Consider the following 25,047-nt stretch of genomic DNA (forward strand, 5'->3'; position numbering starts at 1 on the left):
TAGGTTCGTCTCTGACGGATGTACTCACTTCTGCTGTCATATCAATCTTCTCACCTACCACGAGGCGGTGACTGGCAGAAGCTGGTCACCGCCTCGCTTCGTTTTATGCCCATAGACTACGGGTTATCCTCTTGCGCTATCTCTCTTCTCCCCCTTTCTGCTAGCTTCTCCTTTACCCTCAGATAGCGGAGGAGAAGGCTAGAGCGGAGATGCTCCTCTTGGGGTGGGTTATCCTTGAGGGCTATACATTATTATATATGTGTCTATTTTGACCTGATGAGAATAGCTCTTGGGTGGAGGGGAAAAGAAACCTACCGTAGGTCGTCCTTGCGACCTACGGTAGGTCGGTGAGACGACCCACAGTAGGTTTTTTCGGCGACCTACCGTAGGTCACTTGTGCAGTACCCTATTCCATGAATATGTTGCATGCTGGGCTACCTAGGAGGATAGGGTAGATAGCTTCATAGAATGGCACTTGAGGCTGGATGCTTGGTACAGAGTCATTTCTGTGGCTGCTGTTGAGTGGGGCGGAGATATTTTCTTAGGGTACTGCTTGCTCGTTTTATACTTTTGTTTACCTTTGTGAAAAATAACAACAAAGAGTATCCAATATAGATGCAGTGCGCAAAGAACATGATGGCGATGATGATGATGCAGATGATGTCTGCATCGGGTCACTCGTATCTGTCCTTCGCCGCTTAGTTTGGAACTTCTAGATATGATGAGCCCGTTGCAGTCCCCGATTGCAACGGGCTTTACTTTTTGATCAGCCCCATTCTTTCACACCCCTAACAACCTACGCCAAATGAGTACAAACGTAACTACCCAACTCCTCCATGCAGGTTTTGAACCTTCGGCCAACAACGGATCAACCGCTGTACCCCTCTATCAGGCGAATGCCTTTGCCTTCGATAGCTGTGATCACGCTGTCGGGGTCTTTGACCTCCAGATCCCAGCCTATCTCTACACTCGTCTGAACAATCCTACGACTGACGTGCTCGAGCAGCGCCTCGCAGCCCTCGATGGTGGGGTAGGGGCGATCGCTACGGCAAGTGGTATGAGCGCTGTGGCTACGACGATCTTCACCCTCCTGCGTGCTGGCGATCATATCGTAGCCTCCTCCAGCGTCTACGGTGGTACGTACAATCTCTTGAGCGTCACCCTACCACGTCTTGGGATCACGACGACCTTCGTTGATGCTCAAGATCCTAAGGCTTTCGAGGCCGCTATCCAGCCCAATACGAAGATCGTCTACACCGAGACGCTGGGCAATCCCAAGCTCGACTTTGTGGATATCGCTGCGGTAGCTGATGTTGCCCACGCACACGGTCTTTCCCTCGTGGTAGATAATACCTTGACCCCGATCCTCTGTCGTCCGATCGATCACGGAGCAGATATCGTGATCTATTCGCTGACGAAGTACTTCTCGGGCAATGGTACGGCGATGGGCGGTGCTGTCGTCGACTCGGGGAAGTTCGACTGGACGAATGGCAAGTTCCCCGACTTCACCGAACCTAGCCCAGGCTACCATGGTCTCCGCTATAGCGAGACCTTCGGCCCTGCAGCCTTCATCGTTCGTGCTCGTGTAGAAGGGCTGCGCGATATCGGTGCTTGCATTAGCCCAACGAATAGCTTCCTTATCATTCAGGGGCTAGAGACCCTCGATCTGCGCATCAAGCATTCATCGCGGAGCGCCCTTGAGATCGCACGTTGGCTCAAGCAGCATCCCGCTGTCGAATGGGTGCACTACCCAGGGCTGGAGCAGGATGAGCACCACGAGATCTGTAAGCGCTACCTCGACGGAGGCTTCGGCTGCATCATCACCTTCGGTCTGAAGGGTGGTTATGAGGCAGCTAAGAGCTTCGCCGATCATACCAAGCTCTTCCCCATCGTAGCTAACCTTGGGGATACGAAGTCACTAGTTATCCATCCCAGCAGTACGACCCATCGTCAGCTAAGCCCTGAGCAACAGGCATCGGCAGGTGTGACTCCTGACCTTGTTCGCCTATCTATCGGTCTCGAGGACGTTGAGGATCTGAAGGCGGATATTGAGCAGGCTATCCTCCAAGCTACGAGTCAGAATGCTTAGAGATATCTTCATCGATCACTTCGTCTCCGAGGGGGGCGAGCAGTACGATCACTTCCCGCTGAGCTACGAGGTGGCAGGTCCTCCTCTGGGCTCAGCGCCCGTGGTGGTCGTCAATCATGCCCTCACGGGGAATTCCACCGTCACCGGTGAGCGGGGCTGGTGGACTAAGCTCATCAGCGAGGAGGGTGCTATATCGCCAGCATCCTATACGATCCTAGCCTTCAACATCCCAGGCAACGGGTATGACGGGCGGGAAGCTCTGGATCCCGAGCGCTTCACCCTAAAGGATATTGCTCGGCTCTTCATCTTAGGGCTGGAGGGACTTGGCCTTACGAAGGTGCATGCGATCATCGGTGCTTCTATGGGCGGAGCCCTCACGTGGCAGATGGCTTATCTACAGCCCGATCTGGCAGAGAAGATCTTTCCTATCGCTTGTGACTATCGGGCTTCGGACTGGCTCTTGACACAGACGCTTATCCAGAAGCAGATCCTCAGAAATTCCTCAGAGCCACTGAGGGATGCACGCATCCATGCCATGTCCTGCTACCGCACTCCACAGTCGCTCAATGCCCGCTTCACGAGTACTCGTCAGGAGACTCATGGGCAGTACGATGTGGAGAGCTGGCTCCTCTACCATGGGGATGCCCTGCAGGGACGCTTCAAACTCTCGGCTTATCAAGTGATGACGCATCTGACCTATACGATCGCCATCTGTGAGCAAGCTGAAGAATTGGCACGTATCCAATCCGAGATCCACATGGTCTCGATCGATAGTGACCTGCTCTTCACGCACGACCGAGCTGAGGCTACCTACCGAGCCCTTTCCGCCCTCAAGGACGATGTGACGCTGGAGGTCATCCATTCCATCCACGGGCATGATGCCTTCTTGATGGAGTATGAGCAACTGAATCAAATCATCCAACCTTACTTCCCCACACGTATATGAAAGTCTTAAAGTTCGGAGGGAAATCTCTCGATAATGGTCTTGGTATAGCTACGGTACTGGACATCATCATCGACAGCTACCAGCAAGGGGATGCTCCCGTGGTGGTCGTCTCTGCTCGAGGTAAGAGCACCGATGCGCTTCTTGCCCTCGTGGATCAAGCACGTAGAGGGGAAGCCTTCGAGGAAGAGCTAGCTCGCTTCTGGGCACACCAGAGCGAAGGACTATCGCTCAACTTCGAGGCGGAGCAGAGGGAGCTTCATCGCCTCCTCACGGGTATCTCCCTCTTGAGAGAATGCAGTCCTCGCCTCGAGGATGAACTCGTGAGCTACGGGGAAGTCCTCTCCTCGAAGTATGTCGCAGAGTCCCTAAGAGCACGAGGCTATTCGGCGGTGGCCATTGATTCGGGGGACTTCCTCGTGACGGATGATCACTTCGGATCTGCTTCAGTCTTTACTGAGGCTTCTCGTGAGCGATGCCAAGCGCTGTTTGCTGGGCTTCCCTCAGATACCATCCCCATCGTCACGGGCTTCATCGCCCGCTCTGAATCAGGGGAGCGCACGACCCTCGGGCGCAATGGGAGCAACTACAGTGCTGCCCTCTTGGCGAATTTCCTCGGAGCGTCGATGATGGAGAACTTCACCCACGTCGATGGGATCTATACCGCTAATCCTACGCTTGTCCCCGAAGCACGTAAGATCGACGAGCTCTCCTACGCCGATGCGGCTGAGCTCTCGCAGTTCGGTGCCGATATCCTGCACATCAAGACCATCGAGCCTCTAGAAGAGGGGGGCATCCCACTCAGGGTGCTCAATACCTTCAGCTACGGCCAAGAGCATAATGGTACACTCGTCACGGCACATCCTCGGGACCGTGTCGTGCGTGCCCTCGCTTCGCTCTCGGGCAAGGCGCTCATCCACTTCGAAGGGCGTAATATGCTTGGTCGTCCTGGGATCGATGCACGTATCTTCCGAGCCTTCGAGGCCGCACATGTCAGTGTGAGTATGGTCGCTCAGGGCTCTACGGAGCGAGGGACGGCCATCGTCGTGGACGAAGGTGATGCCGACCGAGCTGTAGCGTCGCTTCACGAAGAGTTCAAGCAAGATCTTCACGACGGACTCACGACGAAGATCTATGCGGAGAAGGGGCTCGCTGTCGTGGCGATCATTGGGCTTAATCTGGTGGAATTTGACCGTCCTTACCGAGCCCTTGTACGTAACCGCATCCTCCCGATCCTGCTGAGTAATTCGGTCCCAGAGAATACCCTTTGCCTACTCGTCAAGGGGGAGGAGGAGTGTGTCAAGGCGCTGAAGGTCATCCACGGAGAGCTGTTCGAGCGTCCCAAGCGCATTCATCTGGCGATCATCGGACATGGCACGGTCGGCGGGGCACTCATCGGGCAGATCATCCAGCAGAGAGAGCTCCTTAAGGAGCAAAAGAACATCGACCTGCGCATCTTCGCTATTGCTAATTCTAAGCAACTGCTCCTTGCTCCTACTGGGGTAGGGGAGGACTGGCAGGAGGAGCTGCAGAAGGCTCCCTTCAAGGGCAATCTCGCTGAGGAACTCATCGCCTACGGACAGCGCCATGCGCTGGAGAATATGATCCTTGTGGATAATACTTCCTCCGTGGCGATCGCCTCGAGCTACCCGCTCTACGCAAGTAACGGCTTCGATATCGTCTCTTCGAACAAGAAGGCGAATATCGCCCCCTATCCCGACTACGCTCACCTAAGAGCTACCCTACAGCGTCACCGTCGGAGCTATCGCTACGAGACAAATGTCGGGGCGGGACTACCTCTGATCGACAACCTCAAGCTCCTCCACCTCTCGGGCGAGCGGATCACACGCATCCACGGGCTCTTCTCGGGAAGTCTCAGCTATATCTTCAATCGTCTGAGCCAAGAGCCCGATCGCTCCTTCCGCTCCATCGTAGAGGAGTCCGCAAGCCTTGGGCTTACCGAACCAGATCCACGTGAAGACCTGAGTGGCGAAGATGTAGTGCGCAAGGTACTCATCCTCGTGCGTGAGCTAGATGTGCCCGCCGAGCTGTCGGATGTCAGCTGGGAGAACCCCGTGCCTGAGGCTCTACGTGACCTCTCACTCGAGGACTTCTGGAAGCGCTTCGGGGAACTAGAATCCGAGATCGAGCAGCGCCGTCAAGCTCTTGCTCCAGATGAAGTCTTGCGCTATGTGGGCGACATCATCTGGGATGATGTGCGACAGGAAGCCACGCTTACGGCTGGGCTACGTGCCGTCTCTAGCTCTTCGCCTCTTGGTCGGGTGAGCGGAGCGGATAGTTGCTTCGAGATCTATACGGAGAGCTATGGTAGTCAGCCCATCGTCATCCAAGGTGCTGGGGCAGGAGCTAGTGTCACGGCCCGAGGTGTCTTCGGTGATGTCTTGAGATTGGCAGAGGGATACGAAAGCTAGAAAAATTGGGGTTGCACGGGTGGTTTCCCTATCTTTGTGGTGTTCGTTTTGAATGTTCCACTCTAACCAATTCAACTATGTTCTATCAAGCAATACGCTTTCAGAGACGTAATCTGCTCACCCTTCTCCTTCTGCTCCTAGCTAGTCCGCTCGTAGCACAGCAGTACTTCCCTCACGGGGATCACTCTTCGGCTAAGGACGAGCATGGATCTCGCTGGGTCTTCGGTGGACTTGTCTCCTACTGGCAGGACAATAAGGCTAAGACCACCACGCTCGAGCTTGCTCCCGAGGTGGCCTATCTCTTCAATGACAACTGGGGAGTCGGGGTCATCGGTAGCTATGAGTTCGAGAAGAAGGGCAGTGACAAGGAGAGCCAATGGGCGCTGCGTCCCTTCGTGCGCTACTACTATATGCACCGTGAGCCCTTCAATCTCTATCTTGATGGCGGCTTCGGTGTCAGTGCATCTTCGGGTGTGAAGGGCTGGGAAGTCGGCCTTCGTCCTGGGGCTTGCGTAGACCTAACGAAGGGGCTTTGCCTCTGCCTTCGTCTTGGCTTCATCGGCGTGCGTGATAGCTTTGTCGGTGGCGAAGAAGCGGGGATCGGTCGTACGGGCTTCGGCCTTCGCTTTGCCCCCGAAGAACTGCAGATCGGTCTGGAGCTCGAGCTCTAAAGGCTAAGGCTTAGAATTTACGAACCCCAGCGGACGGAGTGACATACTCTGACGCTGGGGTTTGTTCTATCTTTTTGATCCCTCCTTTTGGGACCCACGGTAGGTCGCCTTGACGACCTACCGTGGGTCGTCGAAGCGACCTACAGTAGGTTTTATTGACGACCTACCGTAGGTCGTTTTTGCCCTCCTTCGGAGACCCCCTCCGATCCCGCTGGATATAGGCCTTCTTCAGGGGTGAGCGAAATAGGAGAAAAGGGCAGGGAGAGACAAAGCGACGATAGGGCTATCTGACAGACTGAACTTTGCCCTTTGTGACAATTTGTCCGACTTAGGGGATGCACTTTTCTTGGCACACGCTTTGCCCTAAGTAAGGCGTGAGTGTAAGTTGTTAGATCCTCGATAGGCATCGCCCCTTGCTCCCCCGGATACGGGTAGGACAAGCGGGTAGCCTGGACAGGAAGATCGAAAGACGAGCCCCACAAAACGAACTCAAGTAAAATATAAAAACAACAATAGAATATTATGGGAAAGATCATTGGAATTGACCTCGGGACTACAAACTCTTGTGTCTCCGTACTCGAAGGGAACGAACCTATCGTCATCGCTAACAGCGAAGGCAAGCGTACGACTCCCTCTGTCGTCGCCTTCATCGACGGTGGCGAACGTAAGGTAGGGGATCCTGCCAAGCGTCAAGCTATCACCAACCCCACGAAGACGATCTACTCGATCAAGCGCTTCATGGGTGAGACCTTCGCTCAGGTGAAGGACGAAATCGCCCGCGTACCTTATCAGGTCGTGCGTGGTGACAACGACACGCCTCGTGTCGATATCGATGGCCGCCTCTACACGCCTCAGGAAATCTCTGCTATCATCCTGCAGAAGATGAAGAAGACGGCTGAGGACTACCTCGGTGCCGAAGTCACGGATGCAGTCATCACCGTACCTGCTTACTTCAACGACGCTCAGCGTCAGGCTACCAAGGAAGCTGGTGAGATCGCTGGTCTCAATGTCCGCCGTATCGTCAACGAACCTACGGCTGCTTCGCTCGCCTATGGCCTAGATAAGAGCGACAAGGATATGAAGATCGCTGTCTTCGACCTAGGTGGTGGTACGTTCGATATCTCGATCCTCGAGCTCGGGGATGGTGTCTTTGAAGTTCGCTCGACCAACGGGGATACGCACCTCGGTGGTGATGACTTCGACCACGTGATCATCGACTGGCTCGCAGAAGAGTTCAAGGCTGACGAAGGCGTAGACCTCCGCCAGGATCCTATGGCTATGCAGCGCCTCAAGGAAGCTGCTGAGAAGGCTAAGATCGAGCTCTCTAGCACGACCTCTACGGAGATCAACCTCCCCTATATCATGCCCGTAGGTGGCATCCCCAAGCACCTCGTCCGCACGCTGACTCGTGCTAAGTTCGAGCAGCTGGCTGACCGCCTGATCCAGGCTTGTGTCGCTCCTTGTGAGACGGCTCTTCGTGATGCTGGTCTCTCTCGTAGCGATATCGACGAAGTGATCCTCGTCGGGGGCTCTACACGTATCCCTGCTATCCAGGCTGTCGTAGAGAAGATCTTCGGTAAGGCTCCTTCTAAGGGCGTTAACCCTGACGAAGTCGTCGCCGTAGGTGCTGCCATCCAGGGTGGTGTCCTCACCGGTGAGATCAAGGATGTCCTCCTGCTCGATGTCACTCCTCTCTCCCTCGGTATCGAGACGATGGGTGGTGTGATGACGCGCCTGATCGATGCCAATACGACGATCCCCACCAAGAAGAGTGAGATCTTCACCACGGCTGTAGACAATCAGCCCGAAGTAGAGATCCACGTCCTACAGGGTGAACGTTCGCTGGCTAAGGACAACAAGAGCATCGGGCGCTTCAAGCTCGAGGTAGCTCCTGCTCCTCGTCAGACACCTCAGATCGAAGTGACCTTCGATATCGACGCTAATGGTATCCTCAATGTCACGGCTCTGGACAAGGCTACGGGTAAGCAGCAGAAGATCCGTATCGAAGCCTCCAGCGGTCTGTCAGATGCTGAGATCCAGCGTATGAAGGACGAAGCTGCAGCTAACGCTGAAGCCGACAAGAAGGAGACTGAGCGTATCACGAAGCTCAACCATGCGGATAGCCTCATCTTCCAGACGGAAAAGCAGCTGAAGGAATTCGGTGACAAGCTCTCCGCTGATAAGAAGGCTGCTGTCGAAGCTGCCCTTGCCAAGCTCAAGGAAGCACACTCTGCTCAGAACCTCGACGGCATCGACGCTGCTTCTGCTGAAGTGCAGTCTGCCTTCCAGGCTGCTAGCGAAGAGATGTACAACCATGCCAATGCTTCTGGCGCAGCTGATCCTACGGCAGGCGCAGCTTCTGGCTCCGCTTCCTCCTCGCAGTCTGCTGGTGACAATATTACCGACGCTGACTTCGAAGAAGTCAAGTAACTCTGATCTATGTATATGAAGAGGGCTAGCACCTAGTGTGCTAGCCCTCTTTGCTTTTTCCTTGCTGGCCGCTCTTCTTCCCCTTCCCGCTCTCCCCCTTTTTCCCTTGCTTCAAGACTAAGAAGAAGTCGCCCCATCCTCGTAGCTTTTTGTCGTGATTTCCCTGCCCAAAATGAAGCGTCCTCTTCGCCCTCTGCCCAAGGACTTCTGTACCGTAGAAAGGGGGGATGTTTCGGTCTGTCAAGAAGGAATCAGCGAAGGAAGCAAAAAACGATCCACGGTAGGTCGCTCTTAAAACCTACTGTGGGTCGCCTCACCGACCTACCGTGGGTCGCAAAGGCGACCTACAGTAGGTTTTGTTTTGGGGGTGCTTGAGCAGGCTTCCTTCTCGGGCTGTCTTCCCGATGGCTATACCATAATAATAAGGAGATGATTTGCCTGCTTTTCTCTGGGGGAAGGGATGAGGGGGAGGGGAGCATCTGGTAGGGACGTGAAGCGACTTCTTCTTGCCCTAGTCGGAGAGGAGGAAGAGGGTATACTTGCCATGTGCTGGGAGGGTGTCGGATTGTGACAAGGGAGGGTGTCTTGGGGTGGTGAAGGGGGCTCTTCTCCGAGGGACAACGAGGAGTGCTTAGACGCTCCGCGTACAGCAGTTTGAGTATTCGTCCGAGTGTTTGTATCTTTGTCGCTCAAAGACTTGAAATATAAACACTATTCACCCCATAGGTAAAAACAGACAATGGCAGTATTAGAGAAGATCCGAAGTCATTCGGTCCTGCTGGTCGTCGTCATCGGGATCGCCCTGGCGGGCTTCGTCGTCGGTGACCTCTTCACCAGCGGTCGAACCTTCTGGAGCAAGAGCGAGCGTACAGCCCTCTCCATCGACGACAAAGATGTCTCGATCGAAGAGTATAGCGTACGTCTCAAAGAGCTCGAAGACCAAGCTCAGGCTCAGGGTCAGCAGCTCTCCGACGAACAACGCATGCAGCTCAACAATCAATTGGCTCAAGAGTACATCTCTGAGTATGCGCTCACCGAGGTGACCTCTCGCGTCGGGCTTGGTGTCTCAGATGAAGAGCTCTACGCCCTCCTCGTAGGGAAGGGGATCTCTCCCTCGCCATTAGCTTCGCAGTTCTTCGGGACGACTGATGAGAAGCAAATCAATGACCTCATCAAGCGTCTCTCCGATAAGCAGATCCAGGCTGCTCCTGCCGAACAGCGTGCACAGCTCCTTCAGGCTAAGAGCCAGTTCGAGCAGCTCCAGAAGCAGATCAAGTCACAGCGTCTGCAGCAGAAGCTCACGACCCTCCTCTCTCGTACCTACAAGATCAACGACGTAGACCGTGAGCTCGCCCTTGGCAAGGAAAGCCGTAGCGTCGCTCTAGTGCGTACCTCCGCTGCTATGATCACTGACGAAGCCGCTAAGCCTAGCGACAGCGAAGTGAAGAAGTACTACGATGAGCATCCGGACTTCTACAAGATGCAGTATCCTCTGACCGAAGTCAGCTACATCAGCCTACAGGTCGTCCCTTCGCAGGCCGACTACAAGCTCGCTCTTGATGAGAAAACTAAGGCGGTCAATGAGCTCCGTACGGCTACTGCAGCCAACATCGAAGAAGTCCTCCGTGGCTATACGACCTCCAGCAAGTTCTTCTCCAAGACCTTCCTCACTGGTGCCGAACTCGATGAACTAGGTCTGGGTGCTGAGCAGGTCGCCTTCATCAAGGGCGCTGAAGCTGGTGCGGTCAATGATCCTCAGCTCGTGAGCGACCGCTACGATGTCGTCAAGGTCGTAGGCAAGAAGATGGCTACCTCCGGTGTCTCTGTGCGTATGATCGTCCTGAGCGACAGCGTCAAGGGACAGACCGACAGCATCATGGCCCAGCTCAACTCCGGTGCTAGCTTCGCTGAGCTGGCCAAGAAGCACAGCCTCGACCAGAGCACGGGTGCTAATGGTGGACTTATCCAGCTCCCCAACCGCTATGGTATGGTCGATAGCACCTTCTCCGAATCCAAGCTGATCCAGATCGCACAGGGCTCTGGACTCAACCTCGATACCCTCTACAAGGTGCCCTTCGGTACGGTCGTCCGTCTGGGGCGTGCACCTATCTCCGTCCTCGTCCGTGCTGAGAACCCTCAGCCTGCTGTCGAGTCCTATCAGGTAGCCTTCGTCTCTATCCCTGCTACGTTCTCTCCTGAGACGTACAATGAGAAGTATGCTGCTATGAATCGCATCCTCGGTGGTGGCGGTGGCTTCGAAGCTATGGCTAAGAAGGCAGAGAAGGAAGGCTTCAACGTAGCACGCAACCTCCCCATCTCTACGCAGACCCCAGCCCTTGGTCAGATCCCTAGCTCTCGTCAGGTCGTCAGCTGGGCACTAAACGCTAAGGAAGGCGAAGTAGGGCAGAAGCTCTACACCTGCGGTACGGACTTCCTCGTCATCCCAACGGTCGTCAAGCACACCCCCGCAGGTATCGCTCCTCTCTCCGCTGTGAAGGATGAGATCGTCGCTTACCTCTCGGGCAAGAAGAAGGCTGAGATGCTGGCAAAGAACCTCGAAGCTAAGCACCTCGCTTCGCTCGATGCTTATGCTACGGAGCTTCAGACCAAGGTCGATACGCTCGTCGATGTTAGCTATATCGTCCGTGGTAGCGAACCTGCTACCTTCAACGGGATCGCGATGACTACCCCCGTGGGTAAGCTCTCCAAGCCCTTCGCAGCTAACAACGCTGAGGTCATGGTCCTCCAGCCTGTAGCTACGACTCCTAATGATCCTGCAGCCGTTAGCGCTCAGATCAAGCAGCAGGAGCTTGGACTGGCTCGCCAGTATAGCTACCGTGTCTTCGCTAACTTCATCCAGAATCTCAAGATCAAGGATAACCGCGCTCGCTTCTACTAGTAAGCGCCCTGATCTCTCCCTTCGGAGGACTACACTAGAAGGGAACAACCCTTTGCCTCCGAATCTAGTTATAACTAAGGCTGTCTGTAGGGAATATGTCCTACGGGCAGCCTTAGCATTACACGATTTATCCAGATAGAATGCCTACAGGCAAGCAAATACTCCTAGGTCGTACCCTAGACGAGCTGACAGATCTAGTCACCTCGCTAGGGATGCCTCGCTTCACAGGGAAGCAGATAGCTCAGTGGCTGTATGACAAGCGTGTCACCTCCATCGATGAGATGACCAACCTCTCCAAGGCCAATCGTGCCCTCCTCTCCGAGCAGTACACCGTGGGGCGCACGGCTCCCGTCATGAGTCAGCTCTCCAAGGATGGCACACGCAAGTACCTCTTCCAGGTGTCTACGGGTGGGCTCGTCGAAGCCGTCTTCATCCCAGACAAGGATCGTGCGACGCTCTGTATCTCTTCGCAGGTAGGCTGTAAGATGGACTGTCTCTTCTGTATGACGGGTAAGCAGGGCTTCAAGGGCAATCTCTCTACGGGCGAGATCATCAATCAGGTGCTCTCTGTCGAAGAATCCCTCGCTCTGACGAACATCGTCTACATGGGGATGGGCGAACCTCTGGACAATGCTGTCCATGTGATGAAGAGTATCGAGGTGATGACTGCAGCTTGGGGGCTGGCTTGGTCGCCTAAGCGTATCACCCTCTCTACGGTAGGGGTACGCAAGGGGCTGGAGCGCTTCCTCTCGGAGACGACCTGCCACCTAGCGGTGAGCCTACACAATCCCTTCCACGAAGGACGACTCGAGCTCATGCCTGCCGAGGGAGGCCTTCCTCTAGTGGACACGCTCCAGATGATCCGTGAAGCAGACTTCACGGGGCAGCGTAGAGTGTCCTTCGAGTACATCGTCTTCGATGGGGTGAATGATAGTGACGAGCATGCTTCGGAGCTCGCTCGCCTACTACGTGGTATCCCCTGCCGTATCAACCTCATCCCCTTCCATCAGATCCCTAATGTCCCCTTGAGACCTCTGTCTCGGGACAAGATGGAGCACTTCAAGAATCTCCTTGAAGCCCGAGGGTATACCACGACGATACGTACCTCTCGAGGCGAAGATATCTCCGCTGCTTGCGGGATGCTCTCTACCAAGGAACAGATGGCTCGTAGCTCTTCGGCCAATTAAATCCTCCCGCCGTGATCCTCGATCGACTGCACATCCTCAACTTCAAGAGTATTGCCTCGGCTTCCTGCCTCTTCTCGCCTAAGGTGAACTGCTTCATCGGCCTGAATGGCATGGGTAAGACGAACATGCTCGATGCGCTGCACTACCTCTCCTTCACGAAGAGCCACCTCTCGATCACCGATAGTCTGGCTGTGCGCCAAGGGGAGGAGGCTTCGATCCTAGAGGCTATCTACAAGAGTGACTTCGGGGATGAGCGGCAGCTTCTACTGCAGATACGCCCAGGGCATCGCAAGATCCTTCGTCGCAACAAGAAGGAGTACACCAAGCTCAGCGAGCATATCGGTGCCTTCCCTCTAGTCATCGTCTCCCCCCAGGACTATCAGCTCATCCTCGGCGGCAGTGATGAGCGTCGGCGCTTCGTCGACCGCCAGCTCTCCCAGCAGGATAGCGTCTATATGGCAGCTTTGGCGCAGTACCATCGGATCCTTGAGCAGCGCAATGTTCTGCTCAAGAGCCAGTCTGCATCGGATGCCGTTCTTGAGGTCCTAGATCTTCAGCTGGAGCAGGTGAGCCCCTTGATCTATGAGCGACGCTGCGCTTTCATCCGTGACTTTATTCCCCTCTTCCAGCATTACTATACGGCTATCAGTGGCGGGCGAGATCAAGTACGCCTTGATTATAGCTCTTCACTCTCGGACGAAGCTGGGCATTGCCTAGAGGCTCTTCGGGGTGCTCGTCAGCGAGATCGCCTCATGGGCTATACGACACTCGGCCTACACAAGGATGATCTGCAGATGCTTCTCGAGGGTGAACTGATCCGTAAGGTCGGGAGCGAAGGGCAGAATAAGACCTTCCTCATCGCCCTGAAGTTCGCTCAGTATGCTCTGCTCTCTAAGACCAATCCCGAGCGCCCGCTCCTACTGCTGGATGATATCTTCGACAAGCTCGATGCCGAGCGTGTTGAGCGGATCATTAGGCTGGTCGGGGGGAGTGATTTCGGACAGATCTTCATCACTGATACCAATCGCAAGCACCTCGATGAGATCGTCACGAGCTGGGGCGAAGACTATCGCCTCTTCGAGGTCTCTGAGGGTGAGATACGTGCCATTGATTAGCTTAGATTATGAAGCAGAGTGAGACGGTTAAGCTCGGAGAAGCGATCGCTTCGCTTTGGGATGAAGACCCTGATATGTATGAGCAATTGTTGGTACATCGGATGATGGATCACTTACCCGAAGTGTTGGGTGGTCTCCAGCGCTGGGTTATCGAGACTCGCTTTGATGAAGGAGTCCTTCGCCTAAGAGTCTCTTCGTCGGCGGTGTGCCAAGAGCTTAATCTCCGCCTTCAGGAACTTAGGGAGCAGATCAATCGCTTGCTTCATGCCGAGCTGGTGCGTGTGATCCAAGTCTATGTCTAAGGTCAAAGCACCCCTCTCCGCAGTATAATATAGAATTAGACAATCCCTCTGGGGATAGAAATAGATCGCCCCCCGATAGTCACGAAGACTATCGGGGGGCGAATTTTTGCATTGGTGTCAGTGGGTAGGGTGGTCGTTATTTAGCGGCACGCAGTACGAGATCCTTGGAGATGTTCTTCTCTCTTTCGGGTAGATCGATGAGAAGCTGGGGGTCTAGGTAATTGAGCTCATTACCGATGGGGATGTACTGGCTGGTGATGTTCTTCTTGTTGCGGACTAGGTCGAAGAGACGATGTCCTTCGCAGAAGAGCTCGATACGTCGCTCGCTGAGGATGTCCTCGAGTGTGACTGAGGTGGCAGCTGTGTAGCTAGAGAAGCGCTGGCTACGAAGAGCATTGTAGTAGTCTAGAGCAGTCTTCCCATCCGAAGCCGTTGCACCCTGAAGGAGGGCTTCGGCTGCAATAAGGTAGAGCTCAGAGAGACGGATGACCTTGAAGTTATTGACTCCTATGGGCGAACTTGCTCCAGCCTGGCCTGGGTACTTGATGGTATAGTAGCCCTTGTTGCCACCATCGGCATTGGCTCGCTCGGTTATACTCTGGGTGCGGATATCGTCTGCACGGTTAGCTTGGAGCCAAGAGACGAAGCTCTCCGAGGTGCCGAACTCTGCATAGCCATTAGGATTGGTATAGCTCCCGATGCTATTTAGCCCTGCGTTGTCCTTGTCCGTAGTGAGTACTTCGAAGAGGGACTCCGAGGTGCCGATCTTGTCCCAGACGGTTAGGTACTCCGTTGGGGTGTAGAGCTTGTAGCCACTGGAGCTGATCACCTCGCTAGCATACTTGTAGGCATTCTGCCAATCGCCATTGTATAGGTAAGCACGGGCAAGAAGTCCTGCCGTAGCCCAGTAGTTGAGGTTCCCTGAGTTAGCGATCTTCTCCTTGCTCAGCGTCTCCAGAGCCTTTGTCAGGTCAGAGATGATGAAGGCGTAGGTCTCACGGAGCGTAGAGCGCTGGAATTGATGGGTACGGGGGAATACCTGATTGATGACTGGTATACCGGAGTACTTAGCATCTACATTGACCCCAGAGGTAGGGATGTAGCAGTAGAGACGGGCAAGCTCCAAGTGTGCAAGCCCTCGTAGCACATAGAGCTGACCGATGTAGTCCTCGGCACGGCTCTTCTCAGCCTTCGATGCCGACTGAGCGATGCTCGGAGCATACTTGAGGATATTGTTGACACGGCCCGAGACGGTGGAGAATACCTGGTAAGCGCCATCCGAGATCGAGGAGTTCTTGTCGGTGCGGAAGTTGTGGAGGGTGAGCGTCTGATTGTTGCCTGTCGAGATGGCCTTGATGTCACCACCCTTAGCATCGGCATAGAGGGCGGTCTCTCCGCTGTATCCAAATTGGTTGTTCAGGGCTGCGTAGACACCGTTGATAGCCAGCTTCAGATCGCTGACCGTCTCGATGGATTGCCCCTCAGCACGTGCAGAGGAGGGCACCTGGTCGAGCTGCTTGTCGCAAGAGGAGAGGAAGGCAGCAGAGGAGAGGAGGGTATATAATGCGAATCTTTTCATAACGGAATACTGGGGTTGAGAGTTAGAAACCAACGTTGAGACCGAAGCTGATGGTGCGCAGGGCAGGGATGTCGGTCGAGCGGAAGCCGTTGAGGGCTGCTTCGAGCTCTCTATTCTTCGTAGCTGCGTAGAGGAAGCCGAGGTTGTTAGCCGTCAGAGAGAGGCTAGCTGACCCGACATGAAGCACCTTCGTCAGACGCTCGGGCAGACGGTAGCTGAGGCTTACTTCCTTGAGACGGATGAAGTCTGAGGAGTGGAGCTGACGGGTCGATACGCCGCTACTACGCAGGGGATTCTGCAGGATAGGTAGAGGGTTCGAAGCACTGGTGTTGGTAGGAGTCCAGTAGTTGCCTACGAGTTCCTTGCTAGCGTTCATAGAAGCCGAGCGTAGCCCATCGGCGATGGCAAAGGCATCGAAGTGGTCATAGATATAGCCCCCGAACTGGTAGCTGATCAGTGCGCTCAGAGTGAAGCCTCCGTACGAGAGACTATTGGTGAGGCCACCATATACCTTGGGATAAGCAGACTTAGAGGGGCCACGACCAGCCTCTGCATGGTCATAGGTGATATTGTCTGGGCTCTCGGGCTTAGAGGGGTCGATGAGGAACTTACCCAGCCCCGAAGCTTGGTCTACACCGACATAGTGAGGGAGGTAGAAGGTGTAGACATCACTCCCTGCACGATAGAGGTAGATGTTATTCGGACCACTGATGATGTCGCCATTGGGAAGGGCCTCGACACGAGAGCGGATCTTCGTCAGAGAGAAGTCTAGATCCCAGCGGAGCTTGTTGGAGCGAAGTAGGTCAGAAGCATGAAGCTCGATCTCTACACCACGGTTGGAGATCTCCCCGCTATTGTCCTGATAGGAGCTTACGGCGTGGTTGTAGGAGACGGGTACCTTCATGAGGAGGTTCGTCGTGTACTTGTCGAAGTACTCGATACCGAGGGTGAAGCGCTTAGCCAGAGTGAGGTCAAGGCCGACATTGAGGCTTCGGCTCTTCTCCCAGCCTAGATCGAGGTTAGCCAGCTGGCTGAGGTAGATCGCAGACTCTGGGCCGTAGCTACCGCCGAAGGAGTAGAGACCTCTCCAGGAGTACTCTGCATCGGGGAGATTACCATTTGTACCAAAGGAAGCGCGGAGCTTAGCATCGGTGATGAACTTATTGTCCTTGAGGAAGTCTTCACGACCGAAGCGCCATGCGCCCGAGAAGCTGTAGAAGACCCCGGAGCGGTTATTCTTCCCGAGCTTGGAGGAGATGTCGTTGCGAAGGCTTAGACCTGCGTAGTAGAGGCTATTGTAGTTGTAGTTGAGTCGTCCGAGGTAGGAGAGGAGGAAGCTGCCGTAGTGGTTGCTTTCGCTGTCGACTACCTGACCGTTGCCGAGCTCCTTGAGCTTGGAGGTGGAGTACTGGTTCACAACGAAGCCATGGCGGAGCTGCTCGAAGGACTGGGCTTCGATACCAGCGAGTGCGTCGACATGGTGGCGGTCGAAGTCCTTGTTGAAGTTCAGGACGTTGGAGGTCGTCTTGACAGTAAGTTCGTTGTTGATACGTACACCCTGCCCACCTACACGAGCACCATCGGAGGTCAAGGGGCTCAAGTACTGGAAGGCCTTGACAAGCGTATATTCGATGGAGTTGGTCGTCTTGAAGGAGAGGTAGTCGGTGAAGGTGATCTGTGCGTTGGCACCAGCGAGACCACGCAGGGTACCCAGCTGATTGAGCACACGATCGGGATCAAGGAGTTCGATCGGATTGTCCCCACGCTTCATGGGTGCAGCAGCGGGATTGTAGCTCCCATCAGAGAGACGAACGGGCTGGTCGGGGCGGGAGACGAGGGAGAGGATCGTGGGGTGGGTGAGGCTGACACTAGCGCTCTGTCTAGAGTTGTCACCGATACCCTGCTGGGAGGAGTAGGACACCTGACCCTTGAAGGAGAGGTCGAGCCACTTGGTCGCCTTGTTGTCGAGGTTCAGCAGACCCGAATAGCGGGAGAAGCCTCCGAAGGGGGAGATACTCTTGATATTGTTGTAGCCGAGGGAGGCGAAGTAGCGGAGCCCTTCGGTACCACCATTTGCTGAGAAGGAGACATCGCTGAGTCTACCCGTGCCGAGGAGTTCCTTCCTCCAGTCGGTTACGGTCTCTCTGCTCTTGACGAAGCTACTAGGGTTTGATGCTACATAGCTGTCGGTGACGATAGCTTCGGCCTCTTTGCGTAGGGCAGCACGATTGGCATAGTTAGCGCCAGTGGGCAGGATAGCATCCTGCTTGTAGAGGATCTGGTTGATGAAGGCTTCACGCTGATAGTCGAAGACCTCATTGGCATTCATCGTCTCGAAGGAATTGGTCGCCAGCTGTGAGAAGCCCGTGCTTGCCTTGAAGGAGAAGTTGGTCTTGCCCTGCTTACCACGCTTGGTCGTGATGATGACGACACCGTTAGCTGCACGAGAGCCATAGAGCGAAGCGGAGGCAGCATCCTTGAGTACGGAGATCGACTCGATGTCCTCTGGATTGATGGAGGCGAGGATATTGGAGGATAGACCACTGACCCCATAGTCACCAGCGGTGATGGGCACACCGTCTACGACGTAGAGAGGCTCCGTCGTCCCGTTGATACTCCCGACCCCACGGATCTGAAGGGTCCCAGAGGCTCCAGGCTCCCCCGTCTGTGAGGTGACACGTACACCTGCTACCTTACCAGCGAGGGCCTTGTCGACGGACTCAACCTTAGCACTGGCAATCGCCGAGGCCTTGACGCTGCTCGTAGCACCAGTGAGTGAGGATCGGCGCTGTGTCCCGTAGGCAGAGACCACTAGAGGGTCGAGGGTCTTCTCGGTGCTCTGCAGGACGACGCGTAGCTCACGACCTGTGAGGGCGACGGTCTGCGTAGCGTAGCCGATGTAGGAGATGCGGAGGCTCTTAGCCCCCTCGGGGAGGGTGAGGGTGAAGCGTCCCTTGGCATCGGTGAGGGCACCGCTACGGGGGAACTCAAGGCAGAGGACAGATGCCCCATCGATGGGCTCGTTGTTCTCCGAGGCTAGGACTAAGCCCGTGACGGAGATCTGCTTCTTCTGAGCCCAGGATATTCCTACCGAGAGGAATAGAAGCAGGAGGGATAGTAAACTCTTTCTCATTGACTTCTTGTTTATCTTGATAATTGTGTGGATGCAAAAAAAGAAGCGCTTCTCATGGTAAATCCTAGAGAAGCGCTTCTGAAAGCTCTGGATAGATATATCTCTATCCGTGTATGCCTATACTGAGTTCTACAGTCAGATCGCTTCGCCTATGGATACGCCACATGGTGTCGGTGCACATTGTTGTGCCGACCCACATTCGCATCATTGTCATAGACATTGGATTCATACTGTAGCTTACTGAATTGCTTTGTTGTTTGCTTAGAGGTGTGACTGCCAGTCTCTGTGACGGGATCACGATGACAAAGGTAGAGAAGAATTTTGAATTACCAAATTTTGTTAAGAAGGTTTTTGTTCTTCACATCTGCTCCTCCCCCTTCAGATTGACCCTGCCGAAGGCACCTCTCCGATAGGCCTCTACCGACGGCTCTCCAGAGGGGGGGTAAAAGGACCCTACGGTAGGTCGCTCTTGAAACCTACTGTGGGTCGCCTCGACGACCTACCGTGGGTCGGTCGACCGACCCACAGTAGGTTTTTTTGGCCCCCCTCGGAAGGCCCTATTCTAGAGGGGCTCTGGAGCCCTCTTCTAGCCCCTCGCATTTCCCCATCGGATCGGGCTCTGGAGGGGCGGGTGATCACTAAAATATTTATTAAGCGAGAGCCTTGATCTGGGGAGGGAATTGTCGTTCCTTTGTAGGGAAGTTCATCCCCTCGAAGACCCCAGGTGGAGCTCTGATAAGCTCATGACTTCCCTCGTGGGATAAGTCCTATGTACGCACCGAAGAGGGATGGCCTTCACTCTCGTATATTTATTTATTCTAAACACATGCTTTCGATGAAAACACCTACCCCCGCCTCGTACGAGGTACCCCCGCTTGAGTTCCGAGCCTACGCAGTGAAGGAGCTAGCTACGCTCTATTTCCCTCACTATGATCCTGCCTATTCGGGGCGCTGTCTACGTAGGCTCATCCGCCGTGATCCCGAGCTGCTTCGTCAGCTTCAGGAGCGAGGCTACCGCACACGAGCGCACTATCTGCCGCCTGCTGCCGTCCAAGTGCTCCTCGAGCATCTCGGCACACCGCAGGAGTTCTATGAGATCGTGAAGAAGAGCTAAGGAGGCGCTTGCTCTTTGCCCCAAGAGGATGGGGAGGACGGGAAGATGTACCCTCGGGTGCGGAGATTCGGTCCTACCCATCCCCTTCTTTTGTCTGTGCTGAGGAAGGGGAAAATCTTGGCAGGGAGCGCCTTCTCTTTCACGCACGCAGGTGCTGCAGAAGTGGTCTTGCAGATCCTGATTTTTTTTTTACCAGAAAGTAGTACATTCGCTAGTGGAATTGATGGGTGCCAACCGCTTACTTCTCACTCTCTATAACCTAAGCGTCCCAGTATGAAGACAAAGACTGCTTACCATTTAGCTTGCACACGGATCCTAGGGCTCGTTCTACTCTTTGCTTGTAGCCTCTCAGGCTTAGCCCAAGAGCAGAAGAAGCTCGAACTGAAGATCCTTTCTCCCTCGGGCGAGGGAGTGGACTCTGCCTATCTAATGCTCTCCTTCTGCCAAGCGAAGAGCATCGAAGGAAGGACAGATAAATCAGGTCACTATGTCTGCCCGATACCCGAAGGCTGCTCCACCTTGACTCTTTGGATCTGGGGAAGTGCCGATGCCATCGTCGATACGACACTCTCGGTAGCTACTACCCGCCAGCACATCATCCGCCTAGAGGATCGAATCATCGAAGGGGTGAAGATCGTCGCTACCCGACCTTCTGTACAAATGAATGCCGAGGGGACGACCTACCAGATCACGACGGAGGGGCTACTCTCTTCAGCTAAGGCTCCCCTTGTGCTACAGCGTATCCCTGACCTCATCTACGACGGCGGAAGCTTCACGATCCCCGGCACACGAGGCCAGGTGACTATCTATGTCGATGAGGTACCTGTCAACGAGCGCTTCCTCAGCCAACTCGACGCTCGAGATATCGATCGGGTAGAGGTGCGTCCCAGCGACGTCGCTAGTAGCTCGGGTGGCGGAGCTATCTATATCTATAGGAAGAAGCATCCAGGTACGCTCAAGGGTGAGCTCGGTATGCGTGCGGGGCTGATCAATGAGGAATATACCGTCAGCCCCTCGTTGTCCTACCTCAGTAAGACCTTTGACCTGGTGACCTCAGGCTCGGTGATTACGAACAAGCAGCATCCGCATACCCGTACGCTCCGCAATGGGGTAGAGGTCCTCGATATACAGAGCAATACTCGGCTGACGCAGTACAATGCTGAGGCGCTACTCAACGCCGTCCTCTCTGAGCGCTTCAAGGCCTCCCTCTCCTACCTTCTCTTTGGCTACGAAGAGCGTCTCAGGCAGTCGATCACTAAGCCCCTCGGCATGAAGAGGCAGGAGTATCTCATCGGGCGCAATCTGATGCATACGGCCAATCTGATCCTCTCCTATCAGCTCGCTCCCGAGCAAAGTCTCTTAGTGCGGGCTCAGGGGCTCCTGTCCAATGAGGCACGGACCCGTGAGGGTGTCTCGGGCGACTACTCTGCTCGTATGAGCTACTTCGTCGGGGACGTCGCTTACGACCACGATGAACTTCCCTTCCTCGGGACGACGCATGCGCTTCGCCTCGGTGCACGCCTCCTCCACCAGCGGAGTGTCGTAGAGGGAAGTGCCAAGCCTCACCAGATGACGCAGGGACAGCTCTATCTCAAGGACAACTTCTACCTAGCTAAGGGGCTAAGCCTCTACTTCCTCCTTCGCAATGAATGGGGACGCTACGGGCTGGAGGCGAATAGGCGTAGCTACTTCAGCTTCATTCCCTATGTGTCGCTGGCCTACTCCCAGAATGGCTACTCGGCACGCTTGAGCTTCGACCGAGATCTCTCCCGCCCCGAGGGCAGTCTTCTCTCCCCTGCGGAGTACTTCGTCAGTGAGCTGGATCGGAAGCGAGGCAATCCCAACCTCAAGCCTCAGACGAGTCTGAACTGGGCACTCTCCCTCGGGAAGAGCTTCGGGAAAAGTCGCCTCGTCCTCACAGCCTCGCATGAGGAGCTCCAGGATCTCATCACTGGGGTCTCTACGACTACACCCAACCTCTCGACCTTCGAGAACGCTGGCGAGGGTCGCCTCTCTTCGCTCACGAGCATCTTCCGCACCTCTGCCTTCGACTACAAGCTCAATCTACAGGTCTATGCTGGGCTGAGGTACTCGGACTACCAGCTCAAGAGTGCCTACCGAGCTTCGGCGCTCAATGCCACACAGCGAGGCTGGGGGCTACGGTGCGGGGGCAGTGTAAGCCTCATGCTCAAAGGGGACTGGTTCTTCAATGCGTCGGTGAACTACAATAGTCCGACCTATGCCTTCTCCTCCCGCACCATCGCCGAGCCCCTCACCTATCTCTCCGCCCAGAAGAGCCTGCTCAACGGACGGCTCACCTTCTCCCTCTCGGCCATGGCGCCCTGGGGACTCGGGGAATATAGACGTACTGAGATGACCTTCCGAGGGATCGAGCAGGTCCAGCAGTCGAGCCTATCGCTCTCCAATGTGAGCCTCGGTGTCTCCTTCCGCTTCGGTAAGGGCGAAGCCAAGGAAGCCCCCTCAGATGCTATCGATGCCTCGGGGCTGAAGCGCAGAGATCAGTGAGCCCCGTCGCACTCATCGAGACTATAAGGAAGGAGAAGCACAGCTCTGTGCTTCTCCTCCCCTTTTTTCTTGGCCTCGGGAAGGGGCTTCGCTAAGCCTGATCCCTAGGGCGTTTGAGTACCCCCAAAAAACGACCTACGGTAGGTCGCCAAGAAAACCTACAGTAGGTCGTCACTGTGACCCACCGTGGGTCGCATCGACGACCTACCGTAGGTTTCTTTTTCGCCCTCCAAGGGAGTCACCTCCGAAGGGTCGTACTTGAGGCGCTTCCTTCCCCCTCAGATGGGGAGCAGGGAGTGGGTAGGAGAGATCCGAAAATTTAATTACCTTTGCACCACGATTACGAAAAGGAAGAGTGAACCGACTCACCAAAGCTCTGGTGCTGAAGGTACATGACACATCCAAGGATTGGTTGGGTAGCTCAGCTGGATAGAGCAATAGCCTTCTAAGCTATCGGTCCTGGGTTCGAATCCCAGCCCAATCACACTAAAGCTCCCCCTTCATATCCCCCCTGAAGTTTTTATCTCTCTATTGATCGGGTAGCCCCTTGGTTCTCCTTATCCATTTCATTTGTCTCTTCTGACGAACTTTCTTCTTAGCTAACATTTGATACAAGATCCTATCTGCTTCCTGAAGCTCCTGTAGCTTCGAGTTGTGGGGCTTGATGGTATCCTCCCGAACCGGAGGGCTAGCCCGAATATCTAGGATCGCACAAAATACAAACTCTTATGCAACGATATAATATAACCGAGCTCTCCAACAAAAGCTTGGAGGAGCTCCGTGAGATCGCTCGTGAGATCGGGTTCTCCGCTGACTCTTTCCCCGATAAGCGTGAACTGATCTATGAGATCCTCGATCAGCAGGCCGTCACAGTGGCTGAGACTTCCGCCGTCAAGCGTAAGCCTGGCCGCCCTCGCAAAAGCTCTAGCTCCGAAGCTCCTTCGGAAGACGATGCTCCTTCTGCTGAAGCTGCTGAGCCAGCTGCCGAAGATGCTTCTTCTTCATCTGAAGCCGAAGCACCCAAGCGCAAGCGTGGTCGTCCCAGCAAGGCAGAGCTCCTTGCTCGCCAGCAGGCCATCTCTGCCGTAGCGAAGGCCTCGGAGAGTCAGGAAGCTGACCCCGAACACCTTCCCGTGGAAGAGCCTAAGACTCAGAAGCCCATTCGTGAGGCTCGTAGCTCTAGCCCTGCACCCGTCAAGACCAAGGAGGCTCAGCCTCGTGTCCCCGCAGCAGAGCCCGTAGCGGCTTCGAGCACCGAACCCGCAGCCGAGACCGAGGGCGCCGAAGCTCCTGCCCCAGTAAGCCCTGGGCGCATCGTCTTCCGTCATAAGGACAGTAAGTCGGTGCTGGATCAAGTCCTGCCTACCTTCTCTACGCCTCAGACCCAGCCTCAGCCTAAGGTGCGTCAGCAGCCTCAGCCCGAGCAACCCCAGCCAGCTAAGCAGCCAGCTGCGAAGGCTACGACACGTGTACAGCCACAGGAATTCAACTTCTCTGGGATCCTCGAGTGCATCGGGGTGCTGGAGATCCTCCCCGATGGCTACGGCTTCCTTCGCTCAGCTGACTACAACTATCTGCCTTCGCCCGATGATATCTATCTCTCGGCACAGCAGATCCGCCAGTGGAGCCTCCGTCCAGGAGACCTCGTCGAGGGCTTCATCCGTCCTCCACAGGATGGCGATAAGTACTTCCCCTTCGACAAGATCACCCGTGTCAATGGGCGCACTCCGTCCGAGATGCGTGACCGAGTGCCCTTCGATCATCTGACACCGATCTTCCCCGATGAGAAGTTCCATCTGGATTCGCCCAATAACCCTGCCGTCCAGGACAAGATCGCTATGCGCATCGTCGACCTCTTCGCTCCCATCGGTAAGGGGCAGCGTGGACTCATCGTCGCCCAGCCCAAGACGGGGAAGACCATGCTTCTGAAGAATATCGCCAATGCGATCGCAGCTAATCACCCCGAGGTCTATATGATCATCCTGCTGATCGATGAGCGGCCCGAAGAAGTCACCGATATGGCTACCAGCGTCAATGCCGAAGTCATCGCTTCGACCTTCGACGAGCCTGCAGATCGCCATGTCAAGATCGCTGAGATCGTCCTCAACAAGGCTAAGCGTATGGTCGAGAGCGGTCAGGATGTTGTCATCCTCCTTGACTCCATCACCCGTCTGGCTCGTGCCTACAATACGGTACAGCCCGCCTCGGGTAAGGTGCTCTCTGGTGGGGTCGATGCCAATGCCCTGCAGAAGCCTAAGCGCTTCTTCGGTGCTGCCCGTAATATCCGTGGCGGTGGTAGCCTGACGATCCTTGCTACCGCTCTTCAGGAGACGGGCTCTAAGATGGACGATGTCATCTTCGAAGAATTTAAGGGTACGGGTAATATGGAGCTACAGCTCGACCGTCGTCTGGCAAATAAGCGTATCTATCCTGCTGTCGACCTCGTCGCTAGCAGCACGCGCCGTGACGACCTCCTGCAGGATCAGACCACGCAGACACGTATGTGGTCCGTGCGTAAGGTGCTCTCTGAGATGAATCCTATCGAAGCAATGGAGAACGTCAAGAACCTCATGCTACGTACCCGTGACAATGAGGAATTCTTCGCCGAAGTGAATAGCTAGTCTCGG

The 25,047-nt window shown here is 55.1% G+C and carries 14 protein-coding genes and 1 tRNA gene; 13 read left to right on the forward strand and 2 right to left on the reverse strand.

Annotated elements, in window-relative coordinates; genetic code table 11:
- The first annotated feature begins 805 nt into the window (after positions 1-805).
- The 9 genes from Q0336_RS07160 (at position 806) to Q0336_RS07200 (ending at position 14,068) form a co-directional block, all read left to right on the forward strand.
- The gene (locus Q0336_RS07160) at positions 806-2,089 is read left to right on the forward strand and encodes an O-acetylhomoserine aminocarboxypropyltransferase/cysteine synthase family protein (RefSeq protein WP_298527133.1); all 1,284 of its coding nucleotides are present in this window, start codon (positions 806-808) and stop codon (positions 2,087-2,089) included.
- Positions 2,082-3,035, forward strand: coding sequence for an alpha/beta fold hydrolase (locus Q0336_RS07165; RefSeq protein WP_298527136.1), 954 nt, complete (start codon positions 2,082-2,084; stop codon positions 3,033-3,035). The genes Q0336_RS07160 and Q0336_RS07165 overlap by 8 nt, the downstream gene beginning before the upstream one ends.
- Positions 3,032-5,464 carry an aspartate kinase gene (locus Q0336_RS07170; RefSeq protein ID WP_298527139.1) on the forward strand — a complete coding sequence of 811 codons (2,433 nt, stop codon included), beginning with the start codon at positions 3,032-3,034 and terminating at the stop codon, positions 5,462-5,464. The genes Q0336_RS07165 and Q0336_RS07170 overlap by 4 nt, the downstream gene beginning before the upstream one ends.
- A 77-nt stretch (positions 5,465-5,541) precedes the next feature.
- The gene (locus Q0336_RS07175) at positions 5,542-6,135 is read left to right on the forward strand and encodes a hypothetical protein (RefSeq protein WP_298527142.1); all 594 of its coding nucleotides are present in this window, start codon (positions 5,542-5,544) and stop codon (positions 6,133-6,135) included.
- Between the two features lie 522 nt (positions 6,136-6,657).
- Positions 6,658-8,565, forward strand: a complete 1,908-nt coding sequence (dnaK, locus tag Q0336_RS07180) for a molecular chaperone DnaK (protein ID WP_298527145.1) — start codon at positions 6,658-6,660, stop codon at positions 8,563-8,565.
- A 739-nt stretch (positions 8,566-9,304) separates the two neighbouring features.
- The gene (locus tag Q0336_RS07185) at positions 9,305-11,464 is read left to right on the forward strand and encodes a SurA N-terminal domain-containing protein (RefSeq protein ID WP_298527148.1); all 2,160 of its coding nucleotides are present in this window, start codon (positions 9,305-9,307) and stop codon (positions 11,462-11,464) included.
- Between the two features lie 140 nt (positions 11,465-11,604).
- Positions 11,605-12,651, forward strand: coding sequence for a 23S rRNA (adenine(2503)-C(2))-methyltransferase RlmN (rlmN, locus tag Q0336_RS07190; protein WP_298527151.1), 1,047 nt, complete (start codon positions 11,605-11,607; stop codon positions 12,649-12,651).
- An 11-nt stretch (positions 12,652-12,662) separates the two neighbouring features.
- Positions 12,663-13,766 (forward strand): DNA replication and repair protein RecF, encoded by a 1,104-nt coding sequence (recF, locus tag Q0336_RS07195; RefSeq protein ID WP_298527154.1) that lies wholly within the window; start codon positions 12,663-12,665, stop codon positions 13,764-13,766.
- Between the two features lie 8 nt (positions 13,767-13,774).
- Complete coding sequence (locus Q0336_RS07200) at positions 13,775-14,068, forward strand: DciA family protein (protein ID WP_298527157.1); 294 nt, start codon at positions 13,775-13,777, stop codon at positions 14,066-14,068.
- Positions 14,069-14,204: 136 nt separating this feature from the next.
- On the opposite strand, the gene Q0336_RS07205 is transcribed toward Q0336_RS07200, so the two are convergent.
- Together Q0336_RS07205 and Q0336_RS07210 are read right to left on the reverse strand one after the other, a co-directional pair.
- Positions 14,205-15,647, reverse strand: coding sequence for a RagB/SusD family nutrient uptake outer membrane protein (locus Q0336_RS07205; RefSeq protein ID WP_298527159.1), 1,443 nt, complete (start codon positions 15,645-15,647; stop codon positions 14,205-14,207).
- A gap of 22 nt (positions 15,648-15,669) precedes the next feature.
- Positions 15,670-18,780, reverse strand: coding sequence for a SusC/RagA family TonB-linked outer membrane protein (locus tag Q0336_RS07210; protein WP_298527161.1), 3,111 nt, complete (start codon positions 18,778-18,780; stop codon positions 15,670-15,672).
- Positions 18,781-19,606: 826 nt separating this feature from the next.
- Between Q0336_RS07210 and Q0336_RS07215 the strand changes: the two genes are divergently transcribed.
- From Q0336_RS07215 to rho, 4 genes are all read left to right on the forward strand, one after another.
- Positions 19,607-19,894, forward strand: a complete 288-nt coding sequence (locus Q0336_RS07215) for a DUF4248 domain-containing protein (RefSeq protein ID WP_298527164.1) — start codon at positions 19,607-19,609, stop codon at positions 19,892-19,894.
- Between the two features lie 273 nt (positions 19,895-20,167).
- A complete protein-coding gene (locus Q0336_RS07220) occupies positions 20,168-22,420 on the forward strand; it encodes a TonB-dependent receptor (protein ID WP_298527167.1) in 2,253 nt (750 codons plus the stop codon).
- 410 nt (positions 22,421-22,830) lie between these two features.
- Positions 22,831-22,904 (forward strand) — tRNA-Arg (locus Q0336_RS07225).
- Between the two features lie 244 nt (positions 22,905-23,148).
- Complete coding sequence (gene rho, locus Q0336_RS07230) at positions 23,149-25,041, forward strand: transcription termination factor Rho (protein ID WP_298527170.1); 1,893 nt, start codon at positions 23,149-23,151, stop codon at positions 25,039-25,041.
- The last annotated feature ends 6 nt before the right edge of the window (positions 25,042-25,047 follow it).

Origin of the sequence: uncultured Porphyromonas sp. (assembly GCF_938039215.1) — a bacterium.
Lineage (GTDB): Bacteria > Bacteroidota > Bacteroidia > Bacteroidales > Porphyromonadaceae > Porphyromonas.